Below are 26,468 nucleotides of genomic sequence, written 5' to 3'. Positions count from 1 at the left end.
CTACTCTCCTCCCCCGTCTTCCTCAGTTTCCTCCGAAGTCTCCATCGACTCCGCGTTCCGGGCGAGGGCCACCACGCTGTCGCCTTCAGCGAGATTCATCAATCGCACTCCCATGGTCTGGCGGCCGGACTGCTTGATCTCGCCGGCACTCGTCCGGATCACCCCGCCGGCGGACGTGATCGCGAAGACCTCGTCCTCTGGGTTGACCATGACGGCTCCGACCAGCTTGCCACGGGCACTCACGATTTTCGCCGTGAGCACCCCTCTACCGCCACGGCCCTGAACTGGATACTGCTCCACTGGCGTCCGTTTTGCGTACCCAGCCTTCGTGGCGATAAGCACATCTTGACCGTCCGCGATCCTATTCATGGCGAGAAGTTCGTCACCTTCGAGGAACCTCATGCCGATGACACCGCTGGTCGCCCGCCCCATGGGGCGAAGCGCCTCGTCGGAGGCGGTGAACCTGATCGACTGGGCTCCCTTGGAGACCAGCAGCAGGTCGTCTGTTTCGGAGACCAGGCGGGCTCCGATTACCTCGTCGTCCTCCCGCAGGTTGATCGCGATCAGACCGCCCGACCTGGGGGAGTCGTATTCGGACAGGCGCGTCTTCTTGACCAGGCCGCTGCGGGTGGCCAGGACGAGGTAGGGAGCGACGTCGTAGTCGCGTAGGTCGAGAACCTCCATAACTGTTTCGTCGGGCTGCATGGCCAAAAGGTTCGCCAAATGCATGCCTCGGGCGTCACGGGCTCCTTCGGGCAGCTCGTACGCCTTGACGCGGTACACCCGGCCCTTGTTCGTGAAGAACAGCAACCAGTGATGCGTGGTGGTGACGAAGAAGTGGTCGACGATGTCGTCCTGGCGCAGCTGCGCACCGCGTACGCCCTTGCCGCCCCGCTTCTGGGCCCGGTAGAGGTCGGTCCTGGTGCGCTTGGCGTAGCCGCCGCGGGTGATCGTGACGACGATCTCGTCCTCGGCGATGAGGTCCTCGATCGACATGTCGCCGTCGTAGGCGATGATCTCGGTCTGCCGACCGTCGCCGTAGCGGCCGACGATCTCGGCGAGCTCCTCGTTGACGATCTCCCGCTGGCGGGCCTCGCTGGCCAGGATCGATTGGTACTCGGCGATCTGCGTCATCAGCGAGTCGTACTCGTCCTGGATCGCCCGGCGCTCCAGGGCGGCCAGTTTGCGCAGCTGCATGTCGAGGATGGCCTGCGCCTGCACCTCGTCGATCCCCAGCAGCCCCATGAGGCCCTGCTGGGCGTGCGAGGCGGACTCCGAGGCCCGGATGAGGGCGATGACCTCGTCGAGCCGCTCCAGGGCCTTCAGCAGCCCGCGCAGGATGTGGGCGCGTTCCTCGGCCTTGCGAAGCAGGTAGCGCGTCCGGCGGACGATGACCTCGATCTGGTGCGCCACGTAGAACCGGATGAACTGGTCGAGGCGCAGCGTCCGCGGCACGCCGTCGACCAGCGCCAGCATGTTGGCGCCGAAGGTGTCCTGGAGCTGGGTGTGCTTGTAGAGGTTGTTGAGCACGACCTTGGCGACCGCGTCCCGCTTGAGCACGATCACCAGCCGCTGCCCGACCCGCGAGGAGCTCTCGTCGCGTACATCGGCGATGCCCGTGAGCTTGCCCTCACGCACCAGCTCAGCGATCTTCAGGGCCAGGTTGTCGGGGTTGACCTGGTACGGCAGCTCGGTGACGACCAGCGCCTGCCGTCCCTTGTCCTCCTCGACCTCGACCACGGCGCGCATGGTGATCGAGCCGCGCCCGGTGCGGTAGGCGTCCTCGATCCCGCGCCGGCCGACGATCAGCGCCTTCGTCGGGAAGTCGGGGCCCTTGACCAGCTTGATCGACGCTTCGAGCAGCTCCTCGTCACTGGCCTCGGGGTTTTCCAGATACCACTTGACCGCCGCCGCGACCTCGCGCAGGTTGTGCGGCGGGATGTTGGTGGCCATGCCGACCGCGATGCCGCCCGAGCCGTTGACCAGCAACTGCGGGAAGCGCGCCGGCAGGACGTCGGGCTCGTGCGACTTGCCGTCGTAGTTGGGGCGGAAGTCGACGGTGTCCTTGTCGATGTCCCGCAGCATCTCCATGGCGATGGGCGCGAGCTTGCACTCGGTGTACCTCATCGCCGCCGCCGGGTCGTTGCCCGGCGAGCCGAAGTTTCCCTGCCCGTCGACCAGCGGGTAGCGCAGCGACCACGGCTGCGCCAGGCGGACCAGCGCATCGTAGATCGAGGTGTCGCCGTGAGGATGGTAGGTGCCCATCACGTCGCCGACGACGCGAGCGCACTTGAAGTAGCCGCGGTCGGGACGATAGCCACCGTCGTACATCGCGTAGAGCACGCGCCGGTGCACCGGCTTGAGACCGTCGCGCACGTCCGGCAGCGCCCTGGACACGATGACGGACATCGCATAGTCCATGTAACTGCGCTGCATCTCGGACTGGATGTCCACAGGCTCGATGCGGTCAGCCGGGGGAGTGGTGTTCACGTCCGTCACAGGTAAAGATCCTTAAACATCGAGGAAGCGCACGTCGCGGGCGTTACGGATGATGAAGTCGCGCCGCGCCTCCACGTCCTCGCCCATGAGCACGCTGAACAGATCGTCGGCCTGCGCTGCGTCGTCGAGCGTGACCAGGCGCAGGAGCCGGGTCGCCGGGTTCATCGTGGTCTCCCAGAGCTGGCCCGCGTTCATCTCGCCCAGACCCTTGAAGCGCTGTACGTTGTCGCGCGGCCGCGGGTCGGGCTTGCCGTTGGCCATGCCCTCGGCGATGACCGCGTCGCGCTCGCTGTCGGAGTAGGCGTAGGAGGCGTCCTCACCCTTGCGGTCCCACTTGATCTTGTAGAGCGGCGGGCACGACAGGTAGACGTGGCCGGCCTCGATCAGCGGCCTCATGAACCTGAACAGCAGCGTCAGCAGCAGCGTGTTGATGTGCTGGCCGTCGACGTCGGCGTCGGCCATGAGGATGACCTTGTGGTAGCGCAGCTTGGCGATGTCGAACTCGTCGTGCACGCCGGTGCCGAGGGCGGTGATGAGCGCCTGGACCTCGTTGTTCTTCAGGACCTTGTCGATCCGCGCCTTCTCCACGTTGAGGATCTTGCCGCGGATCGGCAGGATGGCCTGGAAACGCGAGTCGCGGCCGCCCTTGGCCGAGCCGCCGGCCGAGTCGCCCTCGACGATGAACAGCTCGCACTTCTCCGGGTCGTTCCACTGGCAGTCGGCCAGCTTGCCCGGCAGGCCGCTGCCGGACTCCAGCAGCGACTTGCGCCGGGTCAGGTCGCGGGCCTGGCGGGCGGCGATGCGGGCACGGGAAGCCTGCAGCGACTTGTAGATGATGTCCTTGGCCTCGCCGGGGTTGCGCTCGAACCAGTCGCGCAGGTGGTCGTTGCAGGCCTTCTGGACGAACGACTTGGCCTCGGTGTTGCCGAGCTTGGTCTTGGTCTGGCCCTCGAACTGCGGGTCCGACAGCTTCACCGAGATGATCGCGGTCAGCCCCTCGCGGACGTCCTCACCGGTGAGGTTGTCGTCCTTGCCCTCCTTGAGGAACTTCTGCTCGCGCGCGTAGCGGTTGACGATCGTCGTCAGCGCCGCGCGGAAGCCCTCCTCGTGGGTGCCGCCCTCGGCCGTGTTGATCGTGTTGGCGAACGTGTAGACCGACTCCGCGTAGGAGTTGTTCCACTGCATGGCGATCTCTACCGCGATGCCGTCGCCCTCCTCCTCGAAGGAGACGATCGACGCGTGCGCCGGCTCCTTCTTGGCGTTGAGGTGCTGCACGAAGTCGGCCAGGCCGCCCTGGTAGAGGTATTCGACGCGGCGCGGCTGGCCGTTGATGTGGTCGGGCCGCTCGTCGGTGAGGGTGATCGTCAGGCCCTTGTTGAGGAAGGCCATCTCCTGGAAGCGCCTGGAGAGCGTCTCGTAGTTCCAGTTGGTGGTCTCGAAGATGTCCGAGTCGGGCCAGAACGTGATCGTGGTGCCGGTCTCATCCGTCTCCTCGCCCTTGGCCAGCGGCGCGACGGGCTTGGAGTTGATGTAGTCCTGGCGCCAGTAGTGGCCCTCCTGCTTGACCTCGACCTCCATGGCGGTGGACAGCGCGTTGACGACGGCCGAGCCGACGCCGTGCAGGCCACCGGAGACCGCGTAGGACTGGCTGTCGAACTTTCCGCCCGCGTGCAGCGTGGTAAGCACGACCTCGACGGCTGAGCGCTTCTCCACCGGGTGGATGCCGGTGGGGATGCCGCGGCCGTTGTCGATCACGCGTACGCCGTTGTCGGCGAGAAGCGTGACATCGATCCTGTCGGCGTAACCGGCCAGCGCCTCGTCCACCGCGTTGTCCACGATCTCGTAGACGAGGTGGTGCAGGCCACGCTCCCCGGTGGAGCCGATATACATACCTGGTCGCTTGCGAACCGCCTCAAGTCCTTCGAGTACGGTGATTGAGCTAGCGTCGTAGGACAACTGCGAAATCCTCCTGCCGCGGACACGCGGCGGGGGAGGCGTGAAGTACAAAGCTGCCCCTGCCGTGCCCGTCACCGTCGTGAGTGCCCCGATGCGCGGTCACCCAGGGGAGTCGGCTTGCTGCCGGGGTGACACGCAAGCGGACGTGTCCGGAATCCTTTTTCATTCTACCGCCTCCGGAGGCCGGAGGTGGCAATGAACGCGCCTGTGATGCCCGCTAGCTCGTTTTGCCCCCAGGCAAGCATCCCCCCTCCGGAAAGGGGGCCTATCGCGTCTGCGGCTGTCTGATCGCCCTCGGCGCCTAACCGTGGGTGTCCCTCGGGCCCCGCCTTCCGGTCACCCGCAACCCTCCCGTAGGACGAGGCGCGTTCTGCGGTCCCCTGACCTTGACCTTCGTCACCGTGCCGTCGCCGAGCTCCTCGTTGAGCCTGCGTACGAGGGTGCGCGCGAGTAGCCGCACCTGTGTGGCCCACGCGGTCGAGTCGGCGACGATCACCACCTCACCGTCGTCGAAGGACTCGGGTTTGGCGTGTGCGGCCAGGTCAGGACCCACGATGTCGGACCAGCGCCCGAACACCCCGCCGACGGCCGCCGATCGCTCCCAGCCGCGATCGGCCAGCAGATCCGCGATGGCGCGTCCGAAAAGTTGTGGATCGCCGCCCTCCCTGCGCGGGCCCGCGGCCTTGCGCCTGGGCTCGCGCCGGGGGAGCTGCCCGCGTTTGGCCGCGTCGGCTTTCGCCTGAGCGAGCTTCTCCCTGGCCATGGCCACGCCCTTGGCCGTGGGGTTGTTGTCCTCATCTGACACGGGTCACGCTCCCCTCCGCGACGTCGAATCTAGCTCCGGTCAGCTCTTGCGGCACGTCATCCGGTACGGCGGCGGTGATGAGCACCTGCTCGGCGGGCGCGACGATCTCGGCGAGGCGGCGCCTGCGCTGGGTGTCGAGCTCCGCGAACACGTCGTCGAGTATCAGCACGGGATCGCCGCCGTCGGCCCGCAGCAGGTCGTAGGCGGCCAGCCGCAGCGCCAGCGCGAACGACCAGGACTCGCCGTGGCTGGCGTAGCCCCGCGCGGGCAGATCACCGAGGCCGAGCACCAGATCGTCGCGGTGCGGGCCGACGAGCGTGACGCCGCGTTCCAGCTCCGCCGAGCGAACCTCCAATAGCCGCTCCCGCAGACGTTCTTCAAGGGTTTTCCCCAAGTCTGTGGATAACGTCTGTGTATCGAAAGATCCCCGCCCACCGGGGATTTCACCCTCGGGACCCCCCTCTTCCGCATCCCCACCTGTGGACAACGTGGTCCGGTATGCCAGCGTGGCCGGGGCGCTCGTGGGGGCCAGCGCCGCGTACGCGCCCGCCACCAGCGGCCGCAGCGCCTCGATGAGCTCCAGCCGCGCCCGCAGCAGCTCGGCGCCGTGCCTGGCGAGGTGGGCGTCCCACACCTCCAGCGTGCTCAGCACGTCACCCGCGCCCGCCGCGGCAAAGGCGGTGTCGCTGTCCTGGCGTTTGGCGCCCCTGGTCCCCCTGCGGGCCTGCGCGGCCGTACGCAGCAGGGCCCCGCGCTGCTTCAGGACCCGGTCGTAGTCGGCGCGTACGCCGGCGAATCTGGGCGCCCTGGCCACCAGCAGGTCGTCGAGGAAGCGGCGACGCTCGGACGGGTCGCCCTTGGACAGCGCCAGGTCCTCCGGGGCGAACAGCACCGTGCGCAGCAGGCCGATGACGTCGCGCGCCCTCGACACGGGGGAGCGGTTGAGCCGTGCGCGGTTGGCCTTGCCGGGGTTGATCTCCAGCTCGACGAGCGCCCGCCGGTCGTCCCTGTGGACGGCGCAGCGCACGATCGCCCGCGCGGCGCCCCGGCGTACGAGGGGCGCGTCGCTCGCCACCCGGTGGCTGGACTGCGTCGCGACGTAGCCGAGGGCCTCGACCAGATTGGTCTTGCCCTGGCCGTTGGGCCCCACGAAGGCCGTGACGCCCGGCTCCAGGCCGAGCTCCACGGATGCGTAGGACCGGAAGTCGGTCAGCGACAGGTGGGCGACATACACCACACGAAGGTTAGTGGGCCACGCGCGCCTCTGCGCTCACCGGCACGCGAACTAGCGGTCGGCCTCGCGCGGAGGCTTCACGTCCGCGCCCGGCGCGTCGGCGCCCTTGCCGGTGCTGCCCTCGGCCGAGGCGATCGCGTGCCCGCCGAACTGGTTGCGCAGCGCCGCGACCACCTTCATCGCGGGGGAGTCGTCCTGGCGCGAGGCGAACCTGGCGAAGAGCGCGGCGGTGATGACCGGCAGCGGCACCGCGTGGTCCACGGCCGCCTGGACGGTCCACCGGCCCTCGCCGGAGTCCTGGGCGTAGCCGCGCAGCTGGTCGAGGTGCTCGTCGTCGTCCAGCGCCCGCACCAGCAGGTCGAGCAGCCAGGAGCGGATCACGGTGCCGGTGCGCCAGCTGGCGAAGGAGCCCTTGACGTCCTTGACCACGTCGGAGGCCTCGAGCAGCTCCCAGCCCTCCGCGAAGGCCTGCATCATGCCGTACTCGATGCCGTTGTGGACCATCTTCGCGAAGTGCCCGGCGCCGACCTCGCCGGCGTGGACGAAGCCGTTCTCGCCCTCGGGCTTGAGCGTCTGGAAGATCGGCATCAGCCGGTCGACGTGGGGCTTGTCGCCGCCGCACATGAGCGCGTAGCCGTTCTGCAGGCCCCAGACGCCGCCGCTCACGCCGCAGTCGACGAAGCCGACGCCCTTCTCGGCCAGCTCGGCCGCGTGCTTCTGGTCGTCCACATAGTGGGAGTTTCCGCCGTCGACGACGATGTCGCCCTCGTCGAGCAGCTCACCGAGGTCGTCGACCGTGGATTGGGTGGGTTTGCCCGCCGGGACCATGACCCAGACCACGCGTGGCGCCTGGAGGCGTTCGACCAGGTCCTTCAGGCTCTCCACGTCGCTGATCGAGGGATCGCGGTCATAGCCGACGACGTCGTGACCACCGCGGCGCAGCCGTTCGGCCATGTTGCCGCCCATCTTGCCCAGTCCCACCATGCCGATCTGCATGACTGTCCTCTACCCCCTTGTGAGGCTTCCATCATCCCCGATGACAGGTTCAGCCTGACAGGCGGATGGGCATGATCAGATAACGGTAGTCCGTGGCGGCTCCGTCTTCCACAGGCTTGCCACCGGTGAGGATAGCGGGCTTCGTGGACGTGGTCATCTGCAGCCGCGCCACGTCCGAATCGATGGCGCCCAGGCCCTCGAGCAAGAACTGGTGGTTGAAGGCGATGTTCATCTCCTCGCCCTCGTAATCCACAGGCAGGGCCTCGACGGCCTGCGCCTCGTCGCCGCTGCCCGCTTCGAGGACGACCTCACCGCTCTTGAACGCCAGCCGCACCGGGGTGTTGCGCTCGGCGACGAGGGCCACGCGCTTGACCGCCTCCACGAACGACCCTGTGGACAGGTCGGCGCGGGCGGAGAACTCGGTGGGCAGCAGCGATCGGTACTTCGGGAACTCGGGGTCGAGCAGCCGCGTCGTGGTCCGTCGTCCCGCGCTGGAGAAGCCGATCATGCCTTCGCCGGTGCCGCCCGCGGAGCTGAGCGCGATCTCGACCTCCGCGCCGGTCGTGCCGAGCGCCTTGGCCGTGTCGGCGAGCGTCTTTCCGGGGATCATCGCGATGGCGGCGAAGTCGGGCTGTCCCGGCTGCCACTTCAGCTCGCGTACGGCCAGCCGGTAGCGGTCGGTGGCGGCGAGGGTCACGGTGTCGCCCTCGATCTCCATCCGCACGCCGGTGAGCATCGGGAGCGTGTCGTCCCGGCCCGCGGCGACGGCGACCTGGCCGACGGCGGAGGCGAACACGTCGCTGCCGACCCGGCCCGCGGCCGGCGGCATGGCCGGGAGCGAGGGATAGTCCTCCACAGGCATGGTGAGCAAGGTGAACCGGGCGCTGCCGCATGTGACGACCGCCTTGGCGCTTTCCACCACGAAATCCACAGGCTGTGCGGGAAGAGCGCGGGTGATCTCGGCGAGCAGCTTGCCCGAGACCAGGACGACCCCCGGCTCACCGGTGTGGAGCTCGAGCGTCACCTCGGCGGAGACCTCGTAGTCGAATCCGGACAGCTTCAGCCGCTGCTCTTCCGTGACCTCCAAGCGCATGCCGGCGAGGACGGGCACCGACGGGCGCGCCGGGAGGCTGCGTGCCGTCCATGCCACCGCCTCAGCGAGGACGTCTCGCTCGATTCGGAACATCACGGTGATCAGCCTCCTGGTTTCGTCGTTGACTCAAGGATCTCAAGGATCCACTGTCCCGCGCTCGCGCTCCGGGAGAACCCCAACTATGGGTCTTTGAGTTTCTTAGTTAGAGAGATAAGAGGTCATCACACTAGGGGCTGTGGGAACTGTGGACAACCAGCGTTGTGGCTGGTCAGCCGCCCTGTTTTCATCCACTGCCGGTGTGGGCGAAGCCTGGGGGAAACTTCGGCGCCTGGGGACGGCGAATCTTTCCCCACAGCTCTTCCCCAGATCATGGTGCGTTCGTCCACGGGAAACCCGGGGTTATCCACGAGGTTTCCACAGGTTGTCCACGGGGTAAAAGTGGCCCTTCTGGAGTCCCAGATCGACTGTGCACACGCCGTCCACACGTTATCCACGAGTCGTCCCCAGGTTCTCCCCAGGTGTCCCCACCTTTGTCCCCAGCCCCTGTGGGTGGATTTTTCACGGCATTGCCAGGCGTACGGCCGCAGTCTTTCGGCGTTTCCGCTGCTCCACAGTGTTTTCCACAGGCTGTGCATGACCGTCAAGATCCACGCTGTGTCTGCTTGATACGCATTGTCAGCTCGTTGACCTGGTTGTACATCGACCGGCGCTCCGCGATGAGCGACCGGATCTTGCGCTCGGCGTGCATGACAGTGGTGTGGTCGCGGCCGCCGAACTGCTGGCCGATCTTCGGCAGCGACAGCTCGGTCAGTTCGCGCGCGAGGTACATGGCGATCTGCCGGGCGGTGACGAGCGCCCGGCTGCGCGAGGTGCCGCACAGGTCGTCGATGCTGATGCCGAAATAGTCGGCGGTCTCGCTCATGATGGCCGCAATGGTGATCTCGGTGTCGGACTCCGAGGTGATCAGGTCTTTGAGCACCACTTCGGCCAGCTGCAGGTCGACGCCCTGCCTGTTGAGGCTGGCGAACGCGGTCACCCTGATCAGGGCGCCCTCGAGCTCGCGGATGTTGGTGGAGATGCGGCTGGCGATGTACTCCAGCACCTCGGGCGGCGCGGCCAGGCCCTCCTGGATGGCCTTCTTCCTGAGGATCGCGATCCGGGTCTCCAGCTCGGGCGGCTGGACATCGGTGATCAGACCCCACTCGAACCGGTTGCGCAGCCGGTCCTCCAGCGTGATCAGCTGCTTGGGCGCCCGGTCGCTGGAGATGACGATCTGCTTGTTGGCGTTGTGCAGCGTGTTGAAGGTGTGGAAGAACTCCTCCTGCGTCTGCTCCTTGCCCTCCAGGAACTGGATGTCGTCCACGAGCAGGATGTCGATCGCCCGGTAGCGGCCGCGGAATCCGTCGGCCTTGTGGTCGCGGATGCTGTTGATGAAGTCGTTGGTGAACTCCTCCGAGCTCACGTATCTGACCCGCGCGCCGTCGTACAGGCTCTGGGCGTAATGCCCGATCGCGTGCAGCAGGTGCGTCTTCCCCAGCCCCGAGTCGCCGTAAATGAAGAGCGGGTTGTACGCCTTCGCCGGCGACTCCGCCACGGCCACGGCCGCCGCGTGCGCGAACCGGTTGCTGGCCCCGATGACGAATGTCTCGAATGTGTACTTCTGATTAAGCCTGGCTGGTTCGCTGGGCTTGTTGCTCTTCGCCTCCCACCGGTTCGGCGCCGGTTCCGGCGCTTTCTCCACAGGGGGTGTGTACGGCTGCGCCTGTTCAAAAGAGAAGCCCGGCTGTGGATATTCGGTGGATACCCGGTCCGGCTCCGGCTGTGGAGAATAGAACTGCGGAGGCTCGGAAGCCTGCTGGTGCTGGGGTTGCACCGGCTGTGCAAAACGTGGCTGGCTCTCCACACTCTGGGGATAACTCTGAGCCACAGGCTGTTGACGAAAGTCGCCGGGCGGCTGCTCGGGAGCCGTTGTGTCGATCATCACGGCCAGCCGCATGGTCCGGCCGAGCTCCTGGGACAGCGCGTGCGCCACCAGCGGGCGCAGCTTCTGCTCGAGGAGGTCCTTGAGGAAGTCGTTGGGGACGCCGAGCACGATCGTGTCGTTGGCCAGGGCGATCGGGCGCACCATCGACAGCCACGTGCGCTGCTGGATCGGCACGTTCTCGTTGAGGAAGTTGCCCAGGGCCCTCGCCCATACCGTGCCGAGGTCGACACTGTTCACAGTGCGGTTCCCCTCCTCCCTCTCGCGGCCCCCCGCGATCGTTTATCCACATGACGTGTCCGCCGGGTCGATCAGCGGTCCGTTCATCCACAACGTGGCGGCCGGGCTTCGTGCCCAGGTCCTCCACAGGATCTCCACATGTTGTGCACAGTGTTTCGGCGGGTCCGGAAGGGCCGACAGTAGCCTTGTGCACAGCTGTGTTCAAGACGTTGTCCACAGCCTAGTGGCACCTGGGTGCACATACTGTGGACGTCGCCCGGGCCGTGGAAAACCCGCCTGTGGATAGGTGGATAACCCGTCCGGTTTGACCTGGGGCGGTGTTCGCCCGTAACGTACGACGGTCGGCTTGTCACGCGACGGCTATTTCGCGTGCCCTTGCTTCCCTGACAAGCCATTCGTGTGTTAGGCGCCCGACCGGGCGCATCATCAAGCCTGGAGCCCACCCGTGAGCAAGCGTACTTTCCAGCCGAACAACCGTCGCCGCGCGAAGACCCACGGCTTCCGGCTGCGGATGCGCACCCGGGCCGGTCGCGCCATCCTCGCCGCTCGCCGCCGCAAGGGCCGCGAGAAGCTGTCGGCCTGACCGTCCCGACCATGAGAAACCTGCAGAGTGGACTGCCACCGCGGCCTGACCGGGCGCGACAGTAAAGTGGCAGTCCAACGAGCAGGTTTCTTGTTGGGAGCAGAGTGCCCGCCGGTGGATCTCGCCGGCGGGCGTTAGGCGTATACGGTGCTTTCCCATCGATCCCGCATGCGGCGCGGGGAGGATTTCGAAGCGGCGGTCCGGCGCGGCAAGCGCGCGGGGCGCCCAACCCTGGTGGTGCATCTTGGCATTTCCGGGGAAGAGTCACCGCTAGTCGGTTTCGTGGTGAGCAAGGCCGTCGGTGGCGCCGTTACCCGGAACAAGGTCAAGCGACGGCTCCGACACCTGATGCGGGACCGTCTCGACTGGCTGCCGCGAGGTAGCCTGCTTGTGGTACGCGCCAATCCACCGGCCGCGTCCGCGCGATTCGAGCACCTGGCCGCCGAGCTCGATTCAGCGCTGGATCGTTTGCTCAGGCGGCGCGAGTCCTCGACGGGTGGACAGAAATGACGGAGCAGGCGCAAGGGGTGCCGAGCCTCGCCGCTCGGGTGTTGATCATCCCGATCCGGTTCTATCGGGCGTTCATCAGCCCGATGCTCGGTCCGCGCTGCCGTTTCTACCCGTCGTGCAGTGCATACGGACTCGAAGCGATTGCCGTGCACGGAGCGGTGCGCGGCATATGGCTGACTGTCCGGCGCATCGGGCGGTGCCACCCATTCCATCCCGGAGGTATAGACCCGGTGCCCCCACGCCCGGTCCGGTCCCACGAAACGCAAGGGAGATAGCTCGGTGGAGCTGTCCTGGCTCAACTGGCTGTACACAGCCGTCGCCCAAGTCATCGCCTGGATCCACCAGGCCTACAGTACGGTCCTTGACCCGAACAGCGGCTTGACCTGGGCGCTCACCATCATCACGCTGACCATCTTCATGAGGATCCTGATCTTCCCTCTGTTCCTCAAGCAGATGCGCTCGTCGCGAAAGATGCAGGAGCTGGCGCCGAAGGTCCAGGAGCTCCGCAAGCGCTACAAGAACGACAAGCAGCGCATGAACCAGGAGGTCATGGCGCTCTACCAAGGAGCGGGCGCCAACCCTCTGGGGGGCTGCCTCCCTATCGTGGCCCAGTTCCCGATCTTCATCTCGATGTTCACCGTGCTCCAGGCGATCGCGGCGGACGAGGCGAAGTTCGGCATGACGCAGGAACTGGTCGACAGCGCCAAGCATGCCCTCATCCTCGGCGCCCCGCTGCCCTCGACCTTCTTCGGGGCTCCGCAGGTTGCCGAGAAGGTCGTCATCGGCGTCTTCGTCGCGATCAGCTCGCTGACCACGTTCCTCACCGTTCGGCAGAGCGTCACCCGCTCCATGGCACAGATGCCGGACAACCCCATGGCGCAGCAGCAGAAGATCCTGATGTACATCTCTCCGCTGTTCGCCTTCTTCAGCCTGAACTTCCCGCTCGGTCTGATCATGTACTGGGTGACCACCAACGTGTGGACGCTCGGTCAGCAGCACTGGTTCTACAGCAGGCACCCGATGCCCGAGTTCGACGCCAAGGGCAACGTGATCCCCGTGCAGCCGAAGCAGGGCCTCATCGCCAAGCTCCGCAAGACCCCGCCGGAAGAGCAGGCTCCTCCGCCCCCGCCGGAGCCTAAGATCGTTAGGCAGCAGCCGAGCCGCCAGCCTCGCAGCAAGCGCACCGGCAGCAAGAAGTCTTGAACACGAAGGAGAGGCCGGCCATGACCGAGGCCGAGCAGAAGCCTGATCTCGCGGCCCTCGAGCAGGAGGGCGAGATCGCTGCCGACTACGTCGAGGGACTTCTCGACATTGCCGACATCGACGGCGATATCGACATGGACGTCGAGGGCGACCGCGCCATGGTCTCCGTCGTGGGCCTCAAGAGCAATGAGCTGGTGGGACCCGGGGGAGAGGTCCTCGAGGCGCTGCAGGAACTCACCCGCCTGGCCGTGCATCGGCAGACGGGGGAGCGCTCGCGGCTCATGCTCGACGTGGCCGGCTACCGCGAGCGTCGGCGCGCAGAGCTCACCAAGCTCGGCACCGAGGTCGCCGACCAGGTGAGGGAGCGCGGCGAGCCGAAGGCGCTGCAGCCGATGACGCCTTTCGAGCGCAAGATCGTCCACGACGCGGTGGCGGCCGCCGGACTGCGCAGTGAGTCCGAGGGCGAGGAGCCCCACCGGTACGTGGTGGTCATGCCCGCCTGAGCGGGCGGTTCTTGTTGGGAGATGCGGTCGGCTGCCCGCCTGAGTGCGCGGCAGGCGGCCGTTTTCTTTTATCCTTGTACGTGCCGCGCACGGCCGATATTTACTGATATTTGCCGATATGGGCACTTGAATCCCTATATGGCCCCAAAAGGTGACTGATGGTCCCACCACGACGGCGGCGTGCTCGAAGGTCACCTTGGGACCAGCCCGCTAGTCTTCCCTTGTGATCGCCCGTCTAGCCTTGGTAGGGACCGGCTCTGGACCTGTCCACGCCTGTCCTCGTCAGAGCGTTCACGCCCGGCTACGACCTAGCACCAAGAAAGGGCCACCGACCAGTGAGCGATGAGCTTCCGGAACCGCCGGACATAGCGCGGGACGTCTTCGCCGGGGAGGCTTGGGATCGCGCCAACACGTTCGCCGAGCTCCTGGCGGGTCCCGCCGTCGTCCGCGGGCTGCTGGGCCCGCGGGAGGTGCCGCGGATCTGGGATCGTCACCTGCTCAACTGCGCGGTGGTCGCCGAGGTCGTGCCGCAGGACGTGCAGCTGGTGGACATCGGCTCGGGGGCGGGGCTGCCGGGGCTCGTGCTGGCGATCGTGCGGCAGGACCTCACGGTCACGCTGCTGGAGCCGTTGCTGCGCCGTACGGTGTTCCTGGAGGAGTGCGTCGAGGCGCTCAAACTCGACAACGTCGAGGTGCTGCGGGGGCGGGCGGAGGAGCTGGTGGGCAAGCGCGTGTTCGACGTCGCCAGCGCCCGTGCGGTGGCCCCGCTCGAGCGCCTCCTGACATGGGCGATGCCGCTGCTCCGCGAGGGTGGCGAGTTGATCGCCATGAAGGGGGAGCGGGCCGCCGGCGAGCTGGCCGAGGCCGAGGCCCAATTGCAGGCCAGCGGAGCGCGAACGGCCGAGCTTGTGACCGTCGGGCGCGGTAAGGTCGAGCCGCCTGCAACATTGGTTCGGGTGGTAGCGGGTCGCGCGCCGGAGCGAGTCAGGCGGCGACGAAGGAGGTGACGGTTGTGCCAGTCGCGTCATGCGGTCTCGGATGGCCAGGCAACCGTCCGTCTGAGAGTCCAACCGGGGTTGGCTGGCCCGAAATGGGCGTGTCGCGACAGCAAATTCCCGGCACCGGCACACCACTGGTTGAAAGGATGGCCATCGTGACCCAGACCCCCCTGAACCCCGGCGATTCGCCGTTGGTACGAGAGGCGCTCAGCTCAGTGGTTTCACGTGAAACATCCGCAACCCAGACGGCCGCCCAGACCGGCGAGGCCCCCGGCGTTGGCGACGGCATCTGGCCCCGCCCCTCGAAGTGCCGGGTGATCGCGGTGGCGAACCAGAAGGGTGGCGTCGGCAAGACCACGACATCCGTGAACATCGCCGCCGCCCTGTCCATGCATGGCGAGCGTGTCCTCGTGGTGGACCTGGACCCCCAGGGCAACGCGTCCACCGCCCTGGCGACCGAGCATCGTGGCGACGTGCCTGACGTCTACCAGGTCCTGGTTGACGACCTGCCCATGGCCGAGATCGTGAAGCAGGTCCCGGACATGCCGAACCTCTACTGCGCGCCGGCCACCATCGACCTGGCGGGTGCGGAGATCGAGCTGGTTTCCCTGGTGGCGCGGGAGGCCCGTCTCCGCCGGGCGCTGGCCGCGTACGACGCGATCGACCTCGACTACATCGTCATCGACTGCCCGCCGTCCCTGGGCCTGCTGACGGTCAACGCTCTGGTGGCCGCCGAGGAGGTCATGATCCCGATCCAGTGCGAGTACTACGCGCTGGAGGGCCTCGGCCAGCTCCTCAGGAACGTGGATCTCATCAAGGCCCACCTGAACCCGACGCTGCGGCTGTCGACGATCGTCCTGACGATGTACGACGGGCGCACGCGGCTGGCGTCGCAGGTTGCGGAGGAGGTACGCGCCCACTTCGGCGACACGGTCCTCAAGACCGTGATCCCGAGAAGTGTGCGCCTCTCGGAGGCGCCCAGTTATGGGCAGTCGGTCATGACGTACGATCCGGGCTCGAGTGGCGCCATGGCTTACATGGACGCGGCACGCGAGATCGCACACCGCGCCACCGTGGCCTGACGATCACGCCGGGACGTTGCTCCGTTCGAGTCCGGCGCTGATGACCCAGGGTTCCTGGCCGCCCACCTTGGGCTCTGTTTCGCTGGTTGCTGAGCGTTGAGTACGGGCGGTGGCAGCTCGCGGCACGGATCTGTGCGTGGGCATCGCCCACAGACGATGCCTCGGCGAGACCGTAGTGGGTGCTACGCCCTCGTCGGAGGCATCGGAACGGGCACTGTCCACTGTCGGCATCACGGCGCTCCATGCCCGCGCTCAGGCAGCAGACGGCATTTCCTCCGCGCGAAGGATGGAGCCAATCGCACCCGCCCCGGACAGTGGATACACGGGGGTGGATCAGCCGGCTGGTGGGTGCCCTCTGCCGCCGTCTCTGAATGCTGTCAATCGCCTGCATCCGCATCCGGCGCCCGCGTCCGGCGCCCGCGTCCGGCGTCCACGCCGTGTCCGGCCTTCGTGTCCGGCCTTCGTGTCCGGCCTTCGTGTCCGCGTCCGGCCTCCGGCCTCCGGCGCCCGCGCCCGTGTCCGGCCTTCGCATCCGGCGCCTGTGCCCCGGCCCGCCGCGCCGGCGTCTTGCGTCTACGCCGCGTCCTGCCTCCGGCCTCCGGCGCCCGTGTCGGTGTGTCCGGCGTCCATGTAGGCGATGTCGTCGCGTCAGCGTGAGGCTCCGGCTGCCGATTCGGCGTCCGCCTGCTTCCGCGCCGGCGACTGCGCCGCTCCCGTTTGTGCGCTACGGGGGCCGACTGTGCTCTCCGCGCCATGGCCTTGGGAAGCGTTGGCGGCGATGAAGGGCTGGGGGGAGGACGCCGGGGACGGGTCAGGGGTTGGGCAGATTTGTGACCGTGTCGGTGTAAATCCAATAGGACGGTGTGTGGCGAGGGGGCACCCCGCTAGGCCCGCGACGGTAACCTCTCCTGGAGTGACCCGAATCGGCCGGGTGGGTGAGGAGACGCAGTGAGTCAGCAGCGGCGGGGATTGGGCAAAGGGCTCGGGGCGCTCATCCCGACCGGTCCTATCGTTGACGGCACGGGGATGGTGGCGGCCCCAGCCAACGGATCGACGGATGAGGCCGGGCCGAAGCCGATTGCGGGAGCGTACTTCAAGGAGGTCGCACTCAAGGCGATCGTCCCGAACCCGCGCCAGCCGCGAGAGATCTTTGACGAGGACCGACTTGAGGAACTAGCCGCTTCCATCCGCGAGGTCGGCCTGCTGCAACCAATCGTGGTCCGGCCCGTTGGTGGTGGTCAGTACGAACTGATCATGGGGGAGCGGCGCTGGCGCGCGTGCCAGCAGGTCGGTCTGGATTTCGTGCCCGCCATCGTCCGCAACACGCAGGACACCGATCTCCTCCGGGACGCGCTGATCGAGAACCTTCAGCGCGAGCAGTTGAACGCCCTGGAGGAGGCGGCCGCGTACCAACAACTCCTCGACGACTTCCAGGCGACGCACGAGCAGCTCGCCCAGAAGGTGGGGCGGTCCCGTTCCCACATCACGAACACCCTCCGCCTCCTGAACCTTCCGCCCGAAGTTCAGCGCACGGTCGCCGCCGGGATCATCAGTGCCGGCCATGCCCGCGCTCTCCTCGGCCTGAGTTCCGCCGAGGAGCAAGTCCAGCTGGCAAAGCGGATCGTGGCGGAGCTCCTCTCGGTGCGGGCCGTGGAGGAGATCGTCGCCATGGGCAGCGCCAAGGCCGCCACGAAGCCGCCCCGCGAACGCCAGGTGGCCAAGCCCACGGCACCCGGGCTGACCCATCTGGCTGACCGCCTCTCGGACCACTTCGAGACCAAGGTGAAGGTCGACCTCGGCCGCCGCAAGGGCCGCATCGTCGTTGAGTTCGCCACGATCGACGACCTCGAGCGCATCATCGGCACCATGGCGCCAGAGGCGGTCCGGGCGATGCGCGAAGCCGGGGACTGAGCGCCCGCCGCACGGTTTCACGTGAAACATCCCCACCCTCGGTCGGGTCCATGCTCAGGTCGAGTCCGTGCGTAGATCCCTCGGTTGGTCTGTCTGTCGCTCAGCTCGGGTCCGCGCTCAGCTCGGGTCCGTGCGTCGATCCGTCGCCTCCGTCGCCTCCGTGGATCCGTCGTCGCCACGTCACCCGTCACCCGTCACCCGGAACTTGCCGCTCTCACTCAGCACCGGCTCACGCGCTCACCGAGTTGCGAACTCCTGCCCCTCACCGACTCCAGAACCCTCACACCTCATGGGGTCACGCGTCACGCCTCACGGGGCGCGGACCCATGATCCTGGCGGGCCTATGCTCCTCGGGGACTCGGGGACTCGGGGACTCGGGGACTCGGGGACTCGGGGACTCGGGGACTCGGGGACTCGGGGACTCGGGGACTCGGGGGTCCCATGAGGGCTTGGCTCGCGGGCTTACGGTCTCACGGGCTGACGCTTACGGGTCCCACGCTTACGGGGTCCCAGGCTCCCCGGGGCGCACCCCGGGGTCATCCTCGTAAGCTCGCGGGGCTTCACAGCTCAGGGACTGACGCCGCACTGGATGCCGGGCGGGAGAAGGGCATGCTGCCCATCGGCGGCGCCGGCTCCCTTCTTAGCGCGCAGCATGGCCTTGGTGGCTGCGTCGTCCTCAGATGGGACGCATTATCGCTCGCTGTGTTTTCGTAGGCGCCTTGGCTCGGCCGTGTTTCACGTGAAACGCCCCGTGCCCGCCCCGAAGAGCGTTCGTTGGGGGCCGCCTTGGTTTCACGTGAAACAGGGGCGAGCGCGCGGGGGTGCGCGCCGCTCACAGGCGCGGCGGAAGGCGATGTGTTTCACGTGAAACCAAGGCCAGGCAGCGGCGCGTCCTACGTTGAGGCGACGGCCTTGCGGATGTCGTCCAGGAAGTCGTCTACGTGTTCAGACGTCGTGTCGAAGGCGGTCATCCAGCGGACGATGCCGGCCGCCTTGTCCCAGTAATGGAACGAGTAGCGGCGGAGAAGGGTCTCCGTGACTGCGGGTGGGAGAGCGGCGAAGACGGCGTTGGACTGAACGGCTTGAGCCAGGGAGACGTCGGCTATGTCCGCGATCCCGTTCGCCAAGCGTGCGGCCATCTGGTTGGCGTGTGCCGCGTTCCGGAGCCAGAGGTCGTCGGTCAGGAGCGCGGAGAGCTGCGCTGAAATGAAGCGCATCTTTGAGGCGAGCTGAAGGGACTGGCGTCGGAGGTAGGGCACGGCGTCGGTCAGAGAGGGGTCGAGGACCACCACCGCCTCGGCAGCGAGGGCGCCGTTCTTGGTGCCGCCGAAGCTGAAGACGTCCACCCCGGCGTCCGCGGTGATGGTCTTCAGGTCGCAACCGAAGTACGCCGCGGCGTTGGCGAGCCGGGCACCGTCCATGTGCAGGCGTAGGCCCGCCGCGTGTGCCGTGTCGGCGAGGGCGGTGATCTCGTCGGGGGAGTAGCACGTGCCGAGTTCGGTGACCTGCGAGATGGAGACGACCGTTGGCTGTGTTTCGTGGACGTTGCCGATGCCGCCCAAACGGGCCTTGATGTCGTCCGGCTGAAGCTTGCCGTGTTCGGTGGGCACCGTCATCAGCTTCACGCCGAGCAGGCGCTCCGCCGCTCCCGCTTCGTGGGTGGCGATGTGGGCGCTGTCGGCACAGATGACGGCGTCGTAGCGGCCGAGCATGAGTGCCAGGCCGACCATGTTGGCGCCTGCTCCGTTGAGCACCGCGAAGCCCTCCGCGCCTGGGCCGAACACCTCCTTGATCTTGACCTCGAAGGCGGAGGTCCAGCTGTCGTCGCCGTAGGCAGGTGCGTCTCCGTGGTTGGCGGCGGCGATGGCATCGAGGATGTCGGGGTGCACGCCCGCGTGGTTGTCGCTGGCGAAACTCTTCGGGTACGTCGGATCGATCAGCACACCGTAAGGCTACGACTGCCGACTGGTTGGGAGATTCGCTCGATCGGTCGCCTTCACGTATGCGGTTGCAGCGGCGACGACCAACGTGGGGGAGGGCAAGCAGGTTGATGCTGCGGCGGTGCGCGCTGAGATATCCAGGCAGCCGGCTACGGCTCGGCCTGAGCGGTGCCGAACGACGACAAGCGCTGGTGGCGGTCAGTGGAGCGCGTTGCGGTGCGAGCGCCCCACTGTGGATGATGTCGGGTCCGGCACAGGAAGCGCGGGCGGGCAATGCCGGCACTGCGGGTGGTGTGCGCGGGTGAGTAGTGGCGCTCCGCGGAGTTGCTCCCGTGCGTCATGTTCAAGGTGTCGAGGGAGAGAGCCACCTGCCGGTGCCCGATCCGAGGGGACGGACTGGTGGGTTGATCTGTGGTGCGATCCAGATCCCTGGCGTCACACTTGGACGAGTTGCCGGCGCCATGGAAAAGCTGACGGCGTCAAGCCGGAAACGGCCGGCGGCGCTGGTTCGTGAAGCCCTCGCGGGCGGGGAAGCTTGGACCGATGGGGACACGGCCCAAGCCTTGCCGGCAGGAGTCAGGGGCGAGAGCGGGCGGCGGCGTTTTGGAGGAGGGTGCGGCAGAGTTCGCCCAGGTCTTGGCCGGCCGCTTCGGCTGCCATCGGCAGGAGCGAGGTCTCCGTCATCCCGGGGGCCACGTTGACCTCCAGGAAATGGGGAACGCCGGCGGCGTCGACGATCAGATCCGTACGCGAGATGTCGCGCAACCCGAGAGCGGTGTGGGCCGTGACCGCGGTCTCGGCGCAGGCGGCGGCGGCCTGGGCGGGCAGGCGGGCCGGCGCGAAGAACTCGGTGTGCCCGGCCGTGTAGCGGGCGGCGTAGTCGTACACGCCCTCGTCAGGGACGATCTCCACGGCGGGCAGCGCGACCGGGCCGCTGCCGAAGTCCACCACCGAGACCGCCACCTCCACGCCGTCGACGTAACGCTCGATGAGTGCGGTGTCGCCGTAGGCGAAGCAGCCGACCATCGCGGCGGGAAGCTCCTCGGCGGTGCGGACGATCGACGCGCCCAGCGCGGAGCCGCCCCGGGCCGGCTTGACGAACAGCGGCAGGCCGAGCCGCTCCACGATGCGGCCCAGCACCACCGTGGCGCCGAGGTCGTGAAAGGTCTCCTTCGGCAGGGTGACCGACTCCGGCGTGCTCAGGCCGACGGAGCGGACGACGGCCTTGGCGGTCGGTTTGTCGAAGGCCACCCGGCAGGCGTCCGGGTCGGCGCCCACGTACGGCACGTTGAGGAGCTCGAGGACGGAGCGGATCGCGCCGTCCTCGCCCGCGCCGCCGTGCAGTGTCACGAAGACCGCGTCCGGCGGGTCGGCGAGGATCGAGGGCACGAGGGAGGCGTCGGTGTCGCGGGCCTCGACGTCGACGCCGACCGCGCGCAGCACCTCGCTGACTCGGCGACCCGAGCGCAGAGACACCTCCCGCTCATAGGAGAGGCCTCCGGCCAGCACAAGCACGTGGCCCAGATCGCTCATCACATCTCCTCCGCTGATCGCACGCTGTCCAACCGTACCGGCGCCGGGGGCGAATGGTGTACGTGAGGTGCTTCTCCCACGATTCTCCCGCGCGCCGCCGTCCGAGCCGCCCACCTCCGGCGTTTCTCCCGGAGCTCCATGAGGGTGAGGTGCGGTGATCGCTTCCCCGAGCCCGAAAGCCCCGAGCCCGAAAAGCGGCGGGGCCGGTGCCGCCCGGCATGACCAAGGCGACGCCGACCCCGCGGCGGAAACCCGCTAAGCCAGATCCGGCCCAGGTGTGTCCACGCCGGCGTGTTCGCGTACTGACCCGGTCCCGAACGTGTCCCGCAGTTGCATCTCTTGCTCGATCACCCCGGCCAGCCGCCGCACCCCTTCGCGGATGCGGTCCGGCTCGGGGTAACAGTACGACAGCCGCATGTGCCGGGCCCCGCTGCCGTCCGAGTAGAACCCGGTCCCGGGCACGAACGCGACCCGCTCGGCCACCGCCCGCGGCAGGATGGCCTTGGAGTCGAGCCCTTCGGGAAGGGTGGCCCAGACGAAGAAGCCTCCGCCTGGGCGGGTCCACGTGACCTCGGGCGGCATCAGGGAGTCGAGGGCGTCCAGGAGTGCGTCGCGTCGCTCGCGGTAGAGCTCCTTGAACGTCTTGATCTGCTCCTGCCACGGCTGCGTGGCCAGGTATTGCCCCACGGCCAGCTGCGTGAACGAGGAGTGGGACAGCACGGCCGACTCCATGGCGAGCACGAGCTTGTCGCGGATGGCGTGCGGGGCCAGAGCCCAGCCGACCCGGAAGCCGGGGGCGAGCGTCTTGGAGAACGATCCCAGGTAGACCACGCCGTCGGGGTTGTCGGCACGCAGCGCCCGCATGGGATCGCCGTCGAAGCCGAGCAGCCCGTACGGGTTGTCCTCGATGATCAGCACCCCGGCCCGCTGGCAGATGTCGAGCACCTGCTGCCTGCGGGCGATGTTCAGCGTGACGCCGGCGGGGTTCTGGAAGGTGGGGATCGTGTAGAGGAACTTGATGGGCGCCCCGGCGGTCTCCAGCGCGTAAATGGTCTGGGCCAGCGATTCGGGCACGATGCCCTGATCATCCATAGCGACATGGACCACTTTGGCCTGGTAGGCGGAGAACGTACCCAGTGCCCCTACGTACGAGGGACCCTCGGCGAGCACCACGTCGCCCGGGTCGATGAAGATGCGCGTGATCAGATCGAGCGCTTGCTGCGACCCCACGGTGACGACCACGTCGTTCGCCCCGGCATGGATCCCCTCCAGCCGCATGACGTCGCAGATCTGCTCACGCAGATGCGGGTCACCCTGGCCGGAACCGTACTGCAACGCGACGGGGCCGCGCATGGTGACGAGCTCGGAGACCAGCTCGCCGACCATGTCGAGGGGGAGAGCCGTGACGTACGGCATGCCGCCCGCGAGCGAGACCACCTCGGGCCTCGACGCGACGGCGAAGAGAGCTCGGATCTCGGAGGCGACCATCCCGGCAGCTCGCGCGGCGTACCGATCGACGTAAGCATCGATGCGCGACCCTTGGGTCGCGGGTGTCTGACCGTGATCCAGCTCTCCTGTCACGGCCCACCTCCTAGGTGTCATATCGGGCGGAAATACCAGATTACGCCAGACGGACATGTCGTACGTGACCGGGCTCGACCGTCGTGGTGTCCGCTGGCGTCTTCTTCACTGAGCTACGATGCCACCTGGGGACGCGGTTTTCGCGCGCTTTTCCGGGTCAACGATAGGGGCCGTAGTTGTCGCGCCGGCTTGTCAACATAACCCTGGACAACCTTGAAGATTTGCCGCGCCGCTGCCGGCGGTGCGTGTTCTGGGAGCTCGATCCCGTCAGCGGGGAGCGTGCGGTGGAGTCGGGCGACCCGGGACTGGAGAAGGAAGCCTGGATCTCCGCCACGCTGCTGGAGTGGGGGAGTTGCGGGAAAATCGTCTATGTCGACGGGGTTCCCGCAGGGTTCGTGCTCTACAGCCCGCCACTCTACAGTCCGCGCTCTGTGGCCTTCCCCACCTCGCCGGTCAGCGCCGACGCCGTGTTGCTGATGACGGCGCACATCATCCCCGAGTTCTCCGGCGGCGGGCTGGGGAGGATGCTGATCCAGGGCGTCGCCAAAGACCTCACGCGGCGCGGCGTGAAAGCCATCGAAGCGTTCGGCGACCTCAAGTGGGAAGAGCCTAGTTGCGTAGTTCCGGCGGAATATTTGCTTTCTGTGGGGTTTAAAACGGTTCGTCCGCATTTGCGATTCCCGCGGCTCCGGCTGGAGCTCAAGACCGCCGTCTCGTGGCGTGAGGACGTCGAGGTGGCCCTGGAACGGCTCCTGGGGTCCATGAGCCCGGAACGGGCACTACGTCCCGTCTGAGAGCGACTCAGCGCCGCATGCGAGAGCCCCCCGCGAAACCGCGAGGGGCTCTTCCGGGCGAAGCGCGCCGCGAGCGGCGACCTAGATGATGCCCTCGAGCTCACGAAGCAGCATGGCCTTCGGCTTGGCGCCGATGATCTGCTTCACGACCTCTCCACCCTTGTAGACGTTCATCGTGGGGATCTGGAGCACGCCGTACTGGCGCGGAACCTCAGGGTTCTCGTCGATGTTGAGCTTGACGATCTCCAGCTTGTCGCCGTGCTCGTTGGCGATCTCCTGCAGGATGGGCGAGACCTGACGGCACGGGCCGCACCACTCCGCCCAGAAATCGACCAGCACGGGCTTGTCGCTCTTGAGGACTTCGGCTTCGAACGTGGCGTCGGTGACAGCCTTCACGGTGCGCTCCTTACTTCTCGTTTTCGGCCAGCCAGCGCTCAGAATCGAGCGAGGCTGCACAGCCGGTGCCGGCCGCGGTAATGGCCTGGCGGTAGGTGTGGTCGACGACGTCGCCCGCGGCGAACACGCCCGGGATGTTGGTCGCGGTGGTCGGGGAGGCCACCTTGACGTAGCCGTCCTCGTCCAGGTCGATCTGCCCCTTGACCAGGTCCGTACGCGGATCGTGGCCGATGGCCAGGAAAAGCGCGTCGGTGGCCAGCTCACACTCCTCGCCGGTCTTGATGTTGCGCAGTTTCACGGCCTCGACCTTGGCGTCGCCGAGCACGTCCACGACCTCGGAGTCCCACACGAAGCGGATCTTCTCGTTCGCGAACGCCCGATCCTGCATGATCTTGCTGGCCCGCAGCGTGTCGCGGCGGTGCACCACCGTCACCATGCGCCCGAACCGGGTCAGGAACGTGGCCTCCTCCATCGCCGTGTCGCCGCCGCCGACGACCACGATGTCCTTGTTGCGGAAGAAGAACCCGTCACAGGTCGCGCACCAGGACACTCCGTGGCCGGACAGGCGCTTCTCGTTCACCAGGCCGAGCTCGCGGTAGCCGGAACCCATGGCCAGGATGACGGACTTGGCGTAGTAGGTCTCGGTGTACGTCTTGACGACCTTGGGGTTCGCCTCCAGGTCCACCTCGATGACATCGTCGGCGACCAGCTCGGCGCCGAACCTCTCGGCCTGCTTGCGCAGGTTGTCCATGAGGTCGGGACCCATGATGCCGTCCGGGAAACCCGGGAAGTTCTCCACGTCGGTGGTGTTCATGAGCGCGCCGCCGGCGGTGACGGAGCCCTCGAACACCAGCGGCTTGAGCTCGGCGCGCGCGGAGTAGACGGCCGCGGTGTAGCCAGCTGGGCCGGACCCGATGATGATTACGTTACGAACGTCGCTCAACGCTCCACGCCTTCCTCGTCTGCTGTTGCACCGGCGTCAACAGATCCTAGGCCGCCGTGATTCCCTGCCCTACCCACAACGCCCCGGCAAAACGAAGGAGCCCGCGTTTCCGCGGGCTCCTATCTGCGGCAACAACCGCGATGCGTACTTTTACCAGCGGCCCATGGTGGGCTTGCGCAGGTTCTTGCAGTTGAACGGATCGACGATGTCGATGCGGACCTTCTTGGCGGCCCTGTTCTTCCACGAGGCGACGATGAGGGCTTCCTGGCCGTTGTACTGCCCCTGGTCGACCGTGAAGGCGCCGAGGCCGCTGCGTTCGCCCACCTTGCCGACGCACCTGGCGACCTTGTCGGCGCTGGCGTCGTCGCCACGGATGATCGGCATCGGCCCGAAGAGGCTCTCCAGCGGCTGCTTCAACACGTTGTCGCTGTAGTTGTAGCCGCTGTCGGTCATTGTGTACGCCCTGGTTATCATCGGGCTCCTGGACACGTCGGCGGACGGCAGCGCGACGACCCGTGGCGCGCTGGCGCCGTCTCCGCCCGAGGCGAGCAGGTTCGTCGAGACCACAACCGTGCCGACCATGGCGGCGGCCGCCGCGGCCGCGACCGCGGGCAGCGCCCATCGGCGCCGGCCGGACGATCTGCGCTTGGCCGGGACGATGGTGCCGTCGTCGGAGACCACCCCTAGGCGCGCGGGCTCGGGGGCGACCTCCTCGGAGCCGGCCGCCGAGCGTGCGGGCTCGGGCGCCTTGACCGGCCGCTCCCACGGGGCGTCCCGCATGAGTTCGTCCCAGTCAGGTGTTTCCGCGAGGCCGACACCTCCCCGCCGAGACCCCGCCTCGGCCGCAAGGGCCTTGTCGATGCGCAGTGCGACACCCATCGGCATGGCCGGAGTGGGAGTCGCCGCGAGCACCTCGCGAACCGCCGCCAGGTCAGCCAGTAGCTCCCCGCAGGGGTCGCAGACCGCGAGATGCTCGCGGACCTGGCGCGCCGTGGCGGCGTCTAGGAGACCCTCGGCCAGCTCGGCCAGGATTTCCAGATCGTAGTGCGTATCACCCGTCACGAAGTTCTGCTCCCTTCGCGGATGAGACGCGATTGAGGTCCGTTCGGTTCCGCAGATGCGAAAGAATTGGGGCAAGTTTCGCGCGCCCTCGGGCGCACCGGCTCTTGACGGTGCCGCTGGGAACCTGGAGCACCTGAGCTGCGTCTTCGACCGAATATCCCATCATGTCGACGAGGACCAGCGCCGCACGCTGGTCGGCGGGCAGAAGTTTGAGCGCGGCCGAAACCTCCATCGAGACTTCGCGCTCGACGGTCTGGTCGGGAAGCGGGCTTTCACGTTCAGCGGCCTCGATGAGCTCGTCGTCGGCCACCGGCCGGACGGACTTGCGGCGCATCCGGTCGAGGCAGGCGTTGACCACGATGCGGTGCAACCACGTCGTGACGGCCGCCTCGCCGCGAAACGTGGCGGCCTTGCGATATGCGGAGACGAAGGCATCCTGGACTGCGTCGGCGGCCTCGTCAGGGTCGCCGAGCGTCCGCAGGGCGACCGCCCACATGCGGTCGCGGTGCCTCTTGACGATTTCGCTGAAGGCGTGAGGATCCCCGTTGATGTGCGCGGTCAGCAGCTCGGCGTCTGTGACTGCCGGCCGCTCCGCTGCTGAGGGTGTCTCGGGTGGGGAGTTCAC

Annotated in this window: 23 protein-coding genes; 9 read left to right on the top strand and 14 right to left on the bottom strand. The window is 67.4% G+C overall.

What is annotated here, in order from left to right; translation table 11 throughout:
- The 7 genes from gyrA to dnaA all read right to left on the bottom strand — a co-directional run bounded on the left by gyrA (position 1) and on the right by dnaA (position 10,804).
- Positions 1–2,499, bottom strand: coding sequence for a DNA gyrase subunit A (gene gyrA / locus ACIBX3_RS54595; protein ID WP_397128727.1), 2,499 nt, complete (start codon positions 2,497–2,499; stop codon positions 1–3).
- A 12-nt stretch (positions 2,500–2,511) separates the two neighbouring features.
- Positions 2,512–4,455, bottom strand: coding sequence for a DNA topoisomerase (ATP-hydrolyzing) subunit B (gene gyrB / locus ACIBX3_RS54590; RefSeq protein ID WP_397128726.1), 1,944 nt, complete (start codon positions 4,453–4,455; stop codon positions 2,512–2,514).
- Between the two features lie 301 nt (positions 4,456–4,756).
- Entirely contained in the window at positions 4,757–5,260 is a 504-nt protein-coding gene (locus ACIBX3_RS54585) for a DUF721 domain-containing protein (protein ID WP_397128725.1), read from the bottom strand.
- Positions 5,250–6,494, bottom strand: coding sequence for a DNA replication/repair protein RecF (recF, locus tag ACIBX3_RS54580; protein ID WP_397128724.1), 1,245 nt, complete (start codon positions 6,492–6,494; stop codon positions 5,250–5,252). Before recF ends, ACIBX3_RS54585 begins: the two co-directional genes overlap by 11 nt.
- 51 nt (positions 6,495–6,545) lie before the next feature.
- Positions 6,546–7,490 (bottom strand): phosphogluconate dehydrogenase (NAD(+)-dependent, decarboxylating), encoded by a 945-nt coding sequence (gnd, locus tag ACIBX3_RS54575; RefSeq protein WP_397128723.1) that lies wholly within the window; start codon positions 7,488–7,490, stop codon positions 6,546–6,548.
- A gap of 49 nt (positions 7,491–7,539) precedes the next feature.
- A complete protein-coding gene (dnaN, locus tag ACIBX3_RS54570; RefSeq protein WP_397128722.1) occupies positions 7,540–8,679 on the bottom strand; it encodes a DNA polymerase III subunit beta in 1,140 nt (379 codons plus the stop codon).
- Positions 8,680–9,223: 544 nt separating this feature from the next.
- A complete protein-coding gene (dnaA, locus tag ACIBX3_RS54565) occupies positions 9,224–10,804 on the bottom strand; it encodes a chromosomal replication initiator protein DnaA (RefSeq protein ID WP_397128721.1) in 1,581 nt (526 codons plus the stop codon).
- A 445-nt stretch (positions 10,805–11,249) separates the two neighbouring features.
- On the opposite strand from dnaA, the gene rpmH reads away from it, so the two are divergent.
- From rpmH to ACIBX3_RS54525, 8 genes are all read left to right on the top strand, one after another.
- Positions 11,250–11,387 carry a 50S ribosomal protein L34 gene (gene rpmH, locus ACIBX3_RS54560; RefSeq protein WP_043614899.1) on the top strand — a complete coding sequence of 46 codons (138 nt, stop codon included), beginning with the start codon at positions 11,250–11,252 and terminating at the stop codon, positions 11,385–11,387.
- A gap of 168 nt (positions 11,388–11,555) precedes the next feature.
- Positions 11,556–11,897 (top strand): ribonuclease P protein component, encoded by a 342-nt coding sequence (gene rnpA / locus ACIBX3_RS54555; RefSeq protein WP_397128720.1) that lies wholly within the window; start codon positions 11,556–11,558, stop codon positions 11,895–11,897.
- Positions 11,894–12,172 (top strand): membrane protein insertion efficiency factor YidD, encoded by a 279-nt coding sequence (gene yidD / locus ACIBX3_RS54550; protein ID WP_397128719.1) that lies wholly within the window; start codon positions 11,894–11,896, stop codon positions 12,170–12,172. Before rnpA ends, yidD begins: the two co-directional genes overlap by 4 nt.
- Positions 12,173–12,176: 4 nt before the next feature.
- On the top strand, positions 12,177–13,100 hold the full coding sequence (gene yidC, locus ACIBX3_RS54545; RefSeq protein WP_397128718.1) for a membrane protein insertase YidC: 924 nt from the start codon (positions 12,177–12,179) through the stop codon (positions 13,098–13,100).
- 20 nt (positions 13,101–13,120) lie between these two features.
- Complete coding sequence (locus tag ACIBX3_RS54540) at positions 13,121–13,603, top strand: protein jag (RefSeq protein ID WP_397128717.1); 483 nt, start codon at positions 13,121–13,123, stop codon at positions 13,601–13,603.
- Positions 13,604–13,938: 335 nt separating this feature from the next.
- Positions 13,939–14,610, top strand: a complete 672-nt coding sequence (gene rsmG, locus ACIBX3_RS54535; RefSeq protein ID WP_397128716.1) for a 16S rRNA (guanine(527)-N(7))-methyltransferase RsmG — start codon at positions 13,939–13,941, stop codon at positions 14,608–14,610.
- A gap of 278 nt (positions 14,611–14,888) precedes the next feature.
- Complete coding sequence (locus ACIBX3_RS54530; protein ID WP_397128786.1) at positions 14,889–15,683, top strand: ParA family protein; 795 nt, start codon at positions 14,889–14,891, stop codon at positions 15,681–15,683.
- Between the two features lie 948 nt (positions 15,684–16,631).
- Positions 16,632–17,594 carry a ParB/RepB/Spo0J family partition protein gene (locus ACIBX3_RS54525; protein WP_397128715.1) on the top strand — a complete coding sequence of 321 codons (963 nt, stop codon included), beginning with the start codon at positions 16,632–16,634 and terminating at the stop codon, positions 17,592–17,594.
- Positions 17,595–18,487: 893 nt separating this feature from the next.
- Here ACIBX3_RS54525 and ACIBX3_RS54520 read toward each other — a convergent pair.
- From ACIBX3_RS54520 to ACIBX3_RS54510, 3 genes are all read right to left on the bottom strand, one after another.
- Positions 18,488–19,537, bottom strand: coding sequence for a threonine aldolase family protein (locus tag ACIBX3_RS54520; RefSeq protein ID WP_397128714.1), 1,050 nt, complete (start codon positions 19,535–19,537; stop codon positions 18,488–18,490).
- 573 nt (positions 19,538–20,110) lie between these two features.
- Positions 20,111–21,067 carry a D-alanine--D-alanine ligase gene (locus ACIBX3_RS54515; protein ID WP_397128713.1) on the bottom strand — a complete coding sequence of 319 codons (957 nt, stop codon included), beginning with the start codon at positions 21,065–21,067 and terminating at the stop codon, positions 20,111–20,113.
- A gap of 255 nt (positions 21,068–21,322) precedes the next feature.
- Positions 21,323–22,669, bottom strand: a complete 1,347-nt coding sequence (locus ACIBX3_RS54510) for a PLP-dependent aminotransferase family protein (protein WP_397128711.1) — start codon at positions 22,667–22,669, stop codon at positions 21,323–21,325.
- Positions 22,670–22,824: 155 nt separating this feature from the next.
- Between ACIBX3_RS54510 and ACIBX3_RS54505 the strand changes: the two genes are divergently transcribed.
- On the top strand, positions 22,825–23,442 hold the full coding sequence (locus ACIBX3_RS54505; RefSeq protein ID WP_397128710.1) for a GNAT family N-acetyltransferase: 618 nt from the start codon (positions 22,825–22,827) through the stop codon (positions 23,440–23,442).
- A gap of 81 nt (positions 23,443–23,523) precedes the next feature.
- Here the strand turns inward: ACIBX3_RS54505 and trxA are convergent, their stop codons facing one another.
- The 4 genes from trxA to sigM all read right to left on the bottom strand — a co-directional run bounded on the left by trxA (position 23,524) and on the right by sigM (position 26,468).
- Positions 23,524–23,838 (bottom strand): thioredoxin, encoded by a 315-nt coding sequence (gene trxA, locus ACIBX3_RS54500; protein ID WP_397128709.1) that lies wholly within the window; start codon positions 23,836–23,838, stop codon positions 23,524–23,526.
- Positions 23,839–23,848: 10 nt separating this feature from the next.
- Entirely contained in the window at positions 23,849–24,781 is a 933-nt protein-coding gene (trxB, locus tag ACIBX3_RS54495; RefSeq protein ID WP_397128708.1) for a thioredoxin-disulfide reductase, read from the bottom strand.
- A 150-nt stretch (positions 24,782–24,931) separates the two neighbouring features.
- Positions 24,932–25,843: an anti-sigma factor family protein gene (locus ACIBX3_RS54490; RefSeq protein WP_397128707.1), complete on the bottom strand. Its 912-nt coding sequence runs from the start codon at positions 25,841–25,843 to the stop codon at positions 24,932–24,934.
- Entirely contained in the window at positions 25,833–26,468 is a 636-nt protein-coding gene (gene sigM / locus ACIBX3_RS54485; RefSeq protein ID WP_397128706.1) for an RNA polymerase sigma factor SigM, read from the bottom strand. Before sigM ends, ACIBX3_RS54490 begins: the two co-directional genes overlap by 11 nt.

Source organism: Nonomuraea sp. NPDC049480 (genome assembly GCF_044465905.1).
GTDB lineage: Bacteria > Actinomycetota > Actinomycetes > Streptosporangiales > Streptosporangiaceae > Nonomuraea.
The sequence above is the reverse complement of the archived record's forward strand: the minus strand, read 5'-3'. Positions and strand labels throughout refer to the sequence as shown.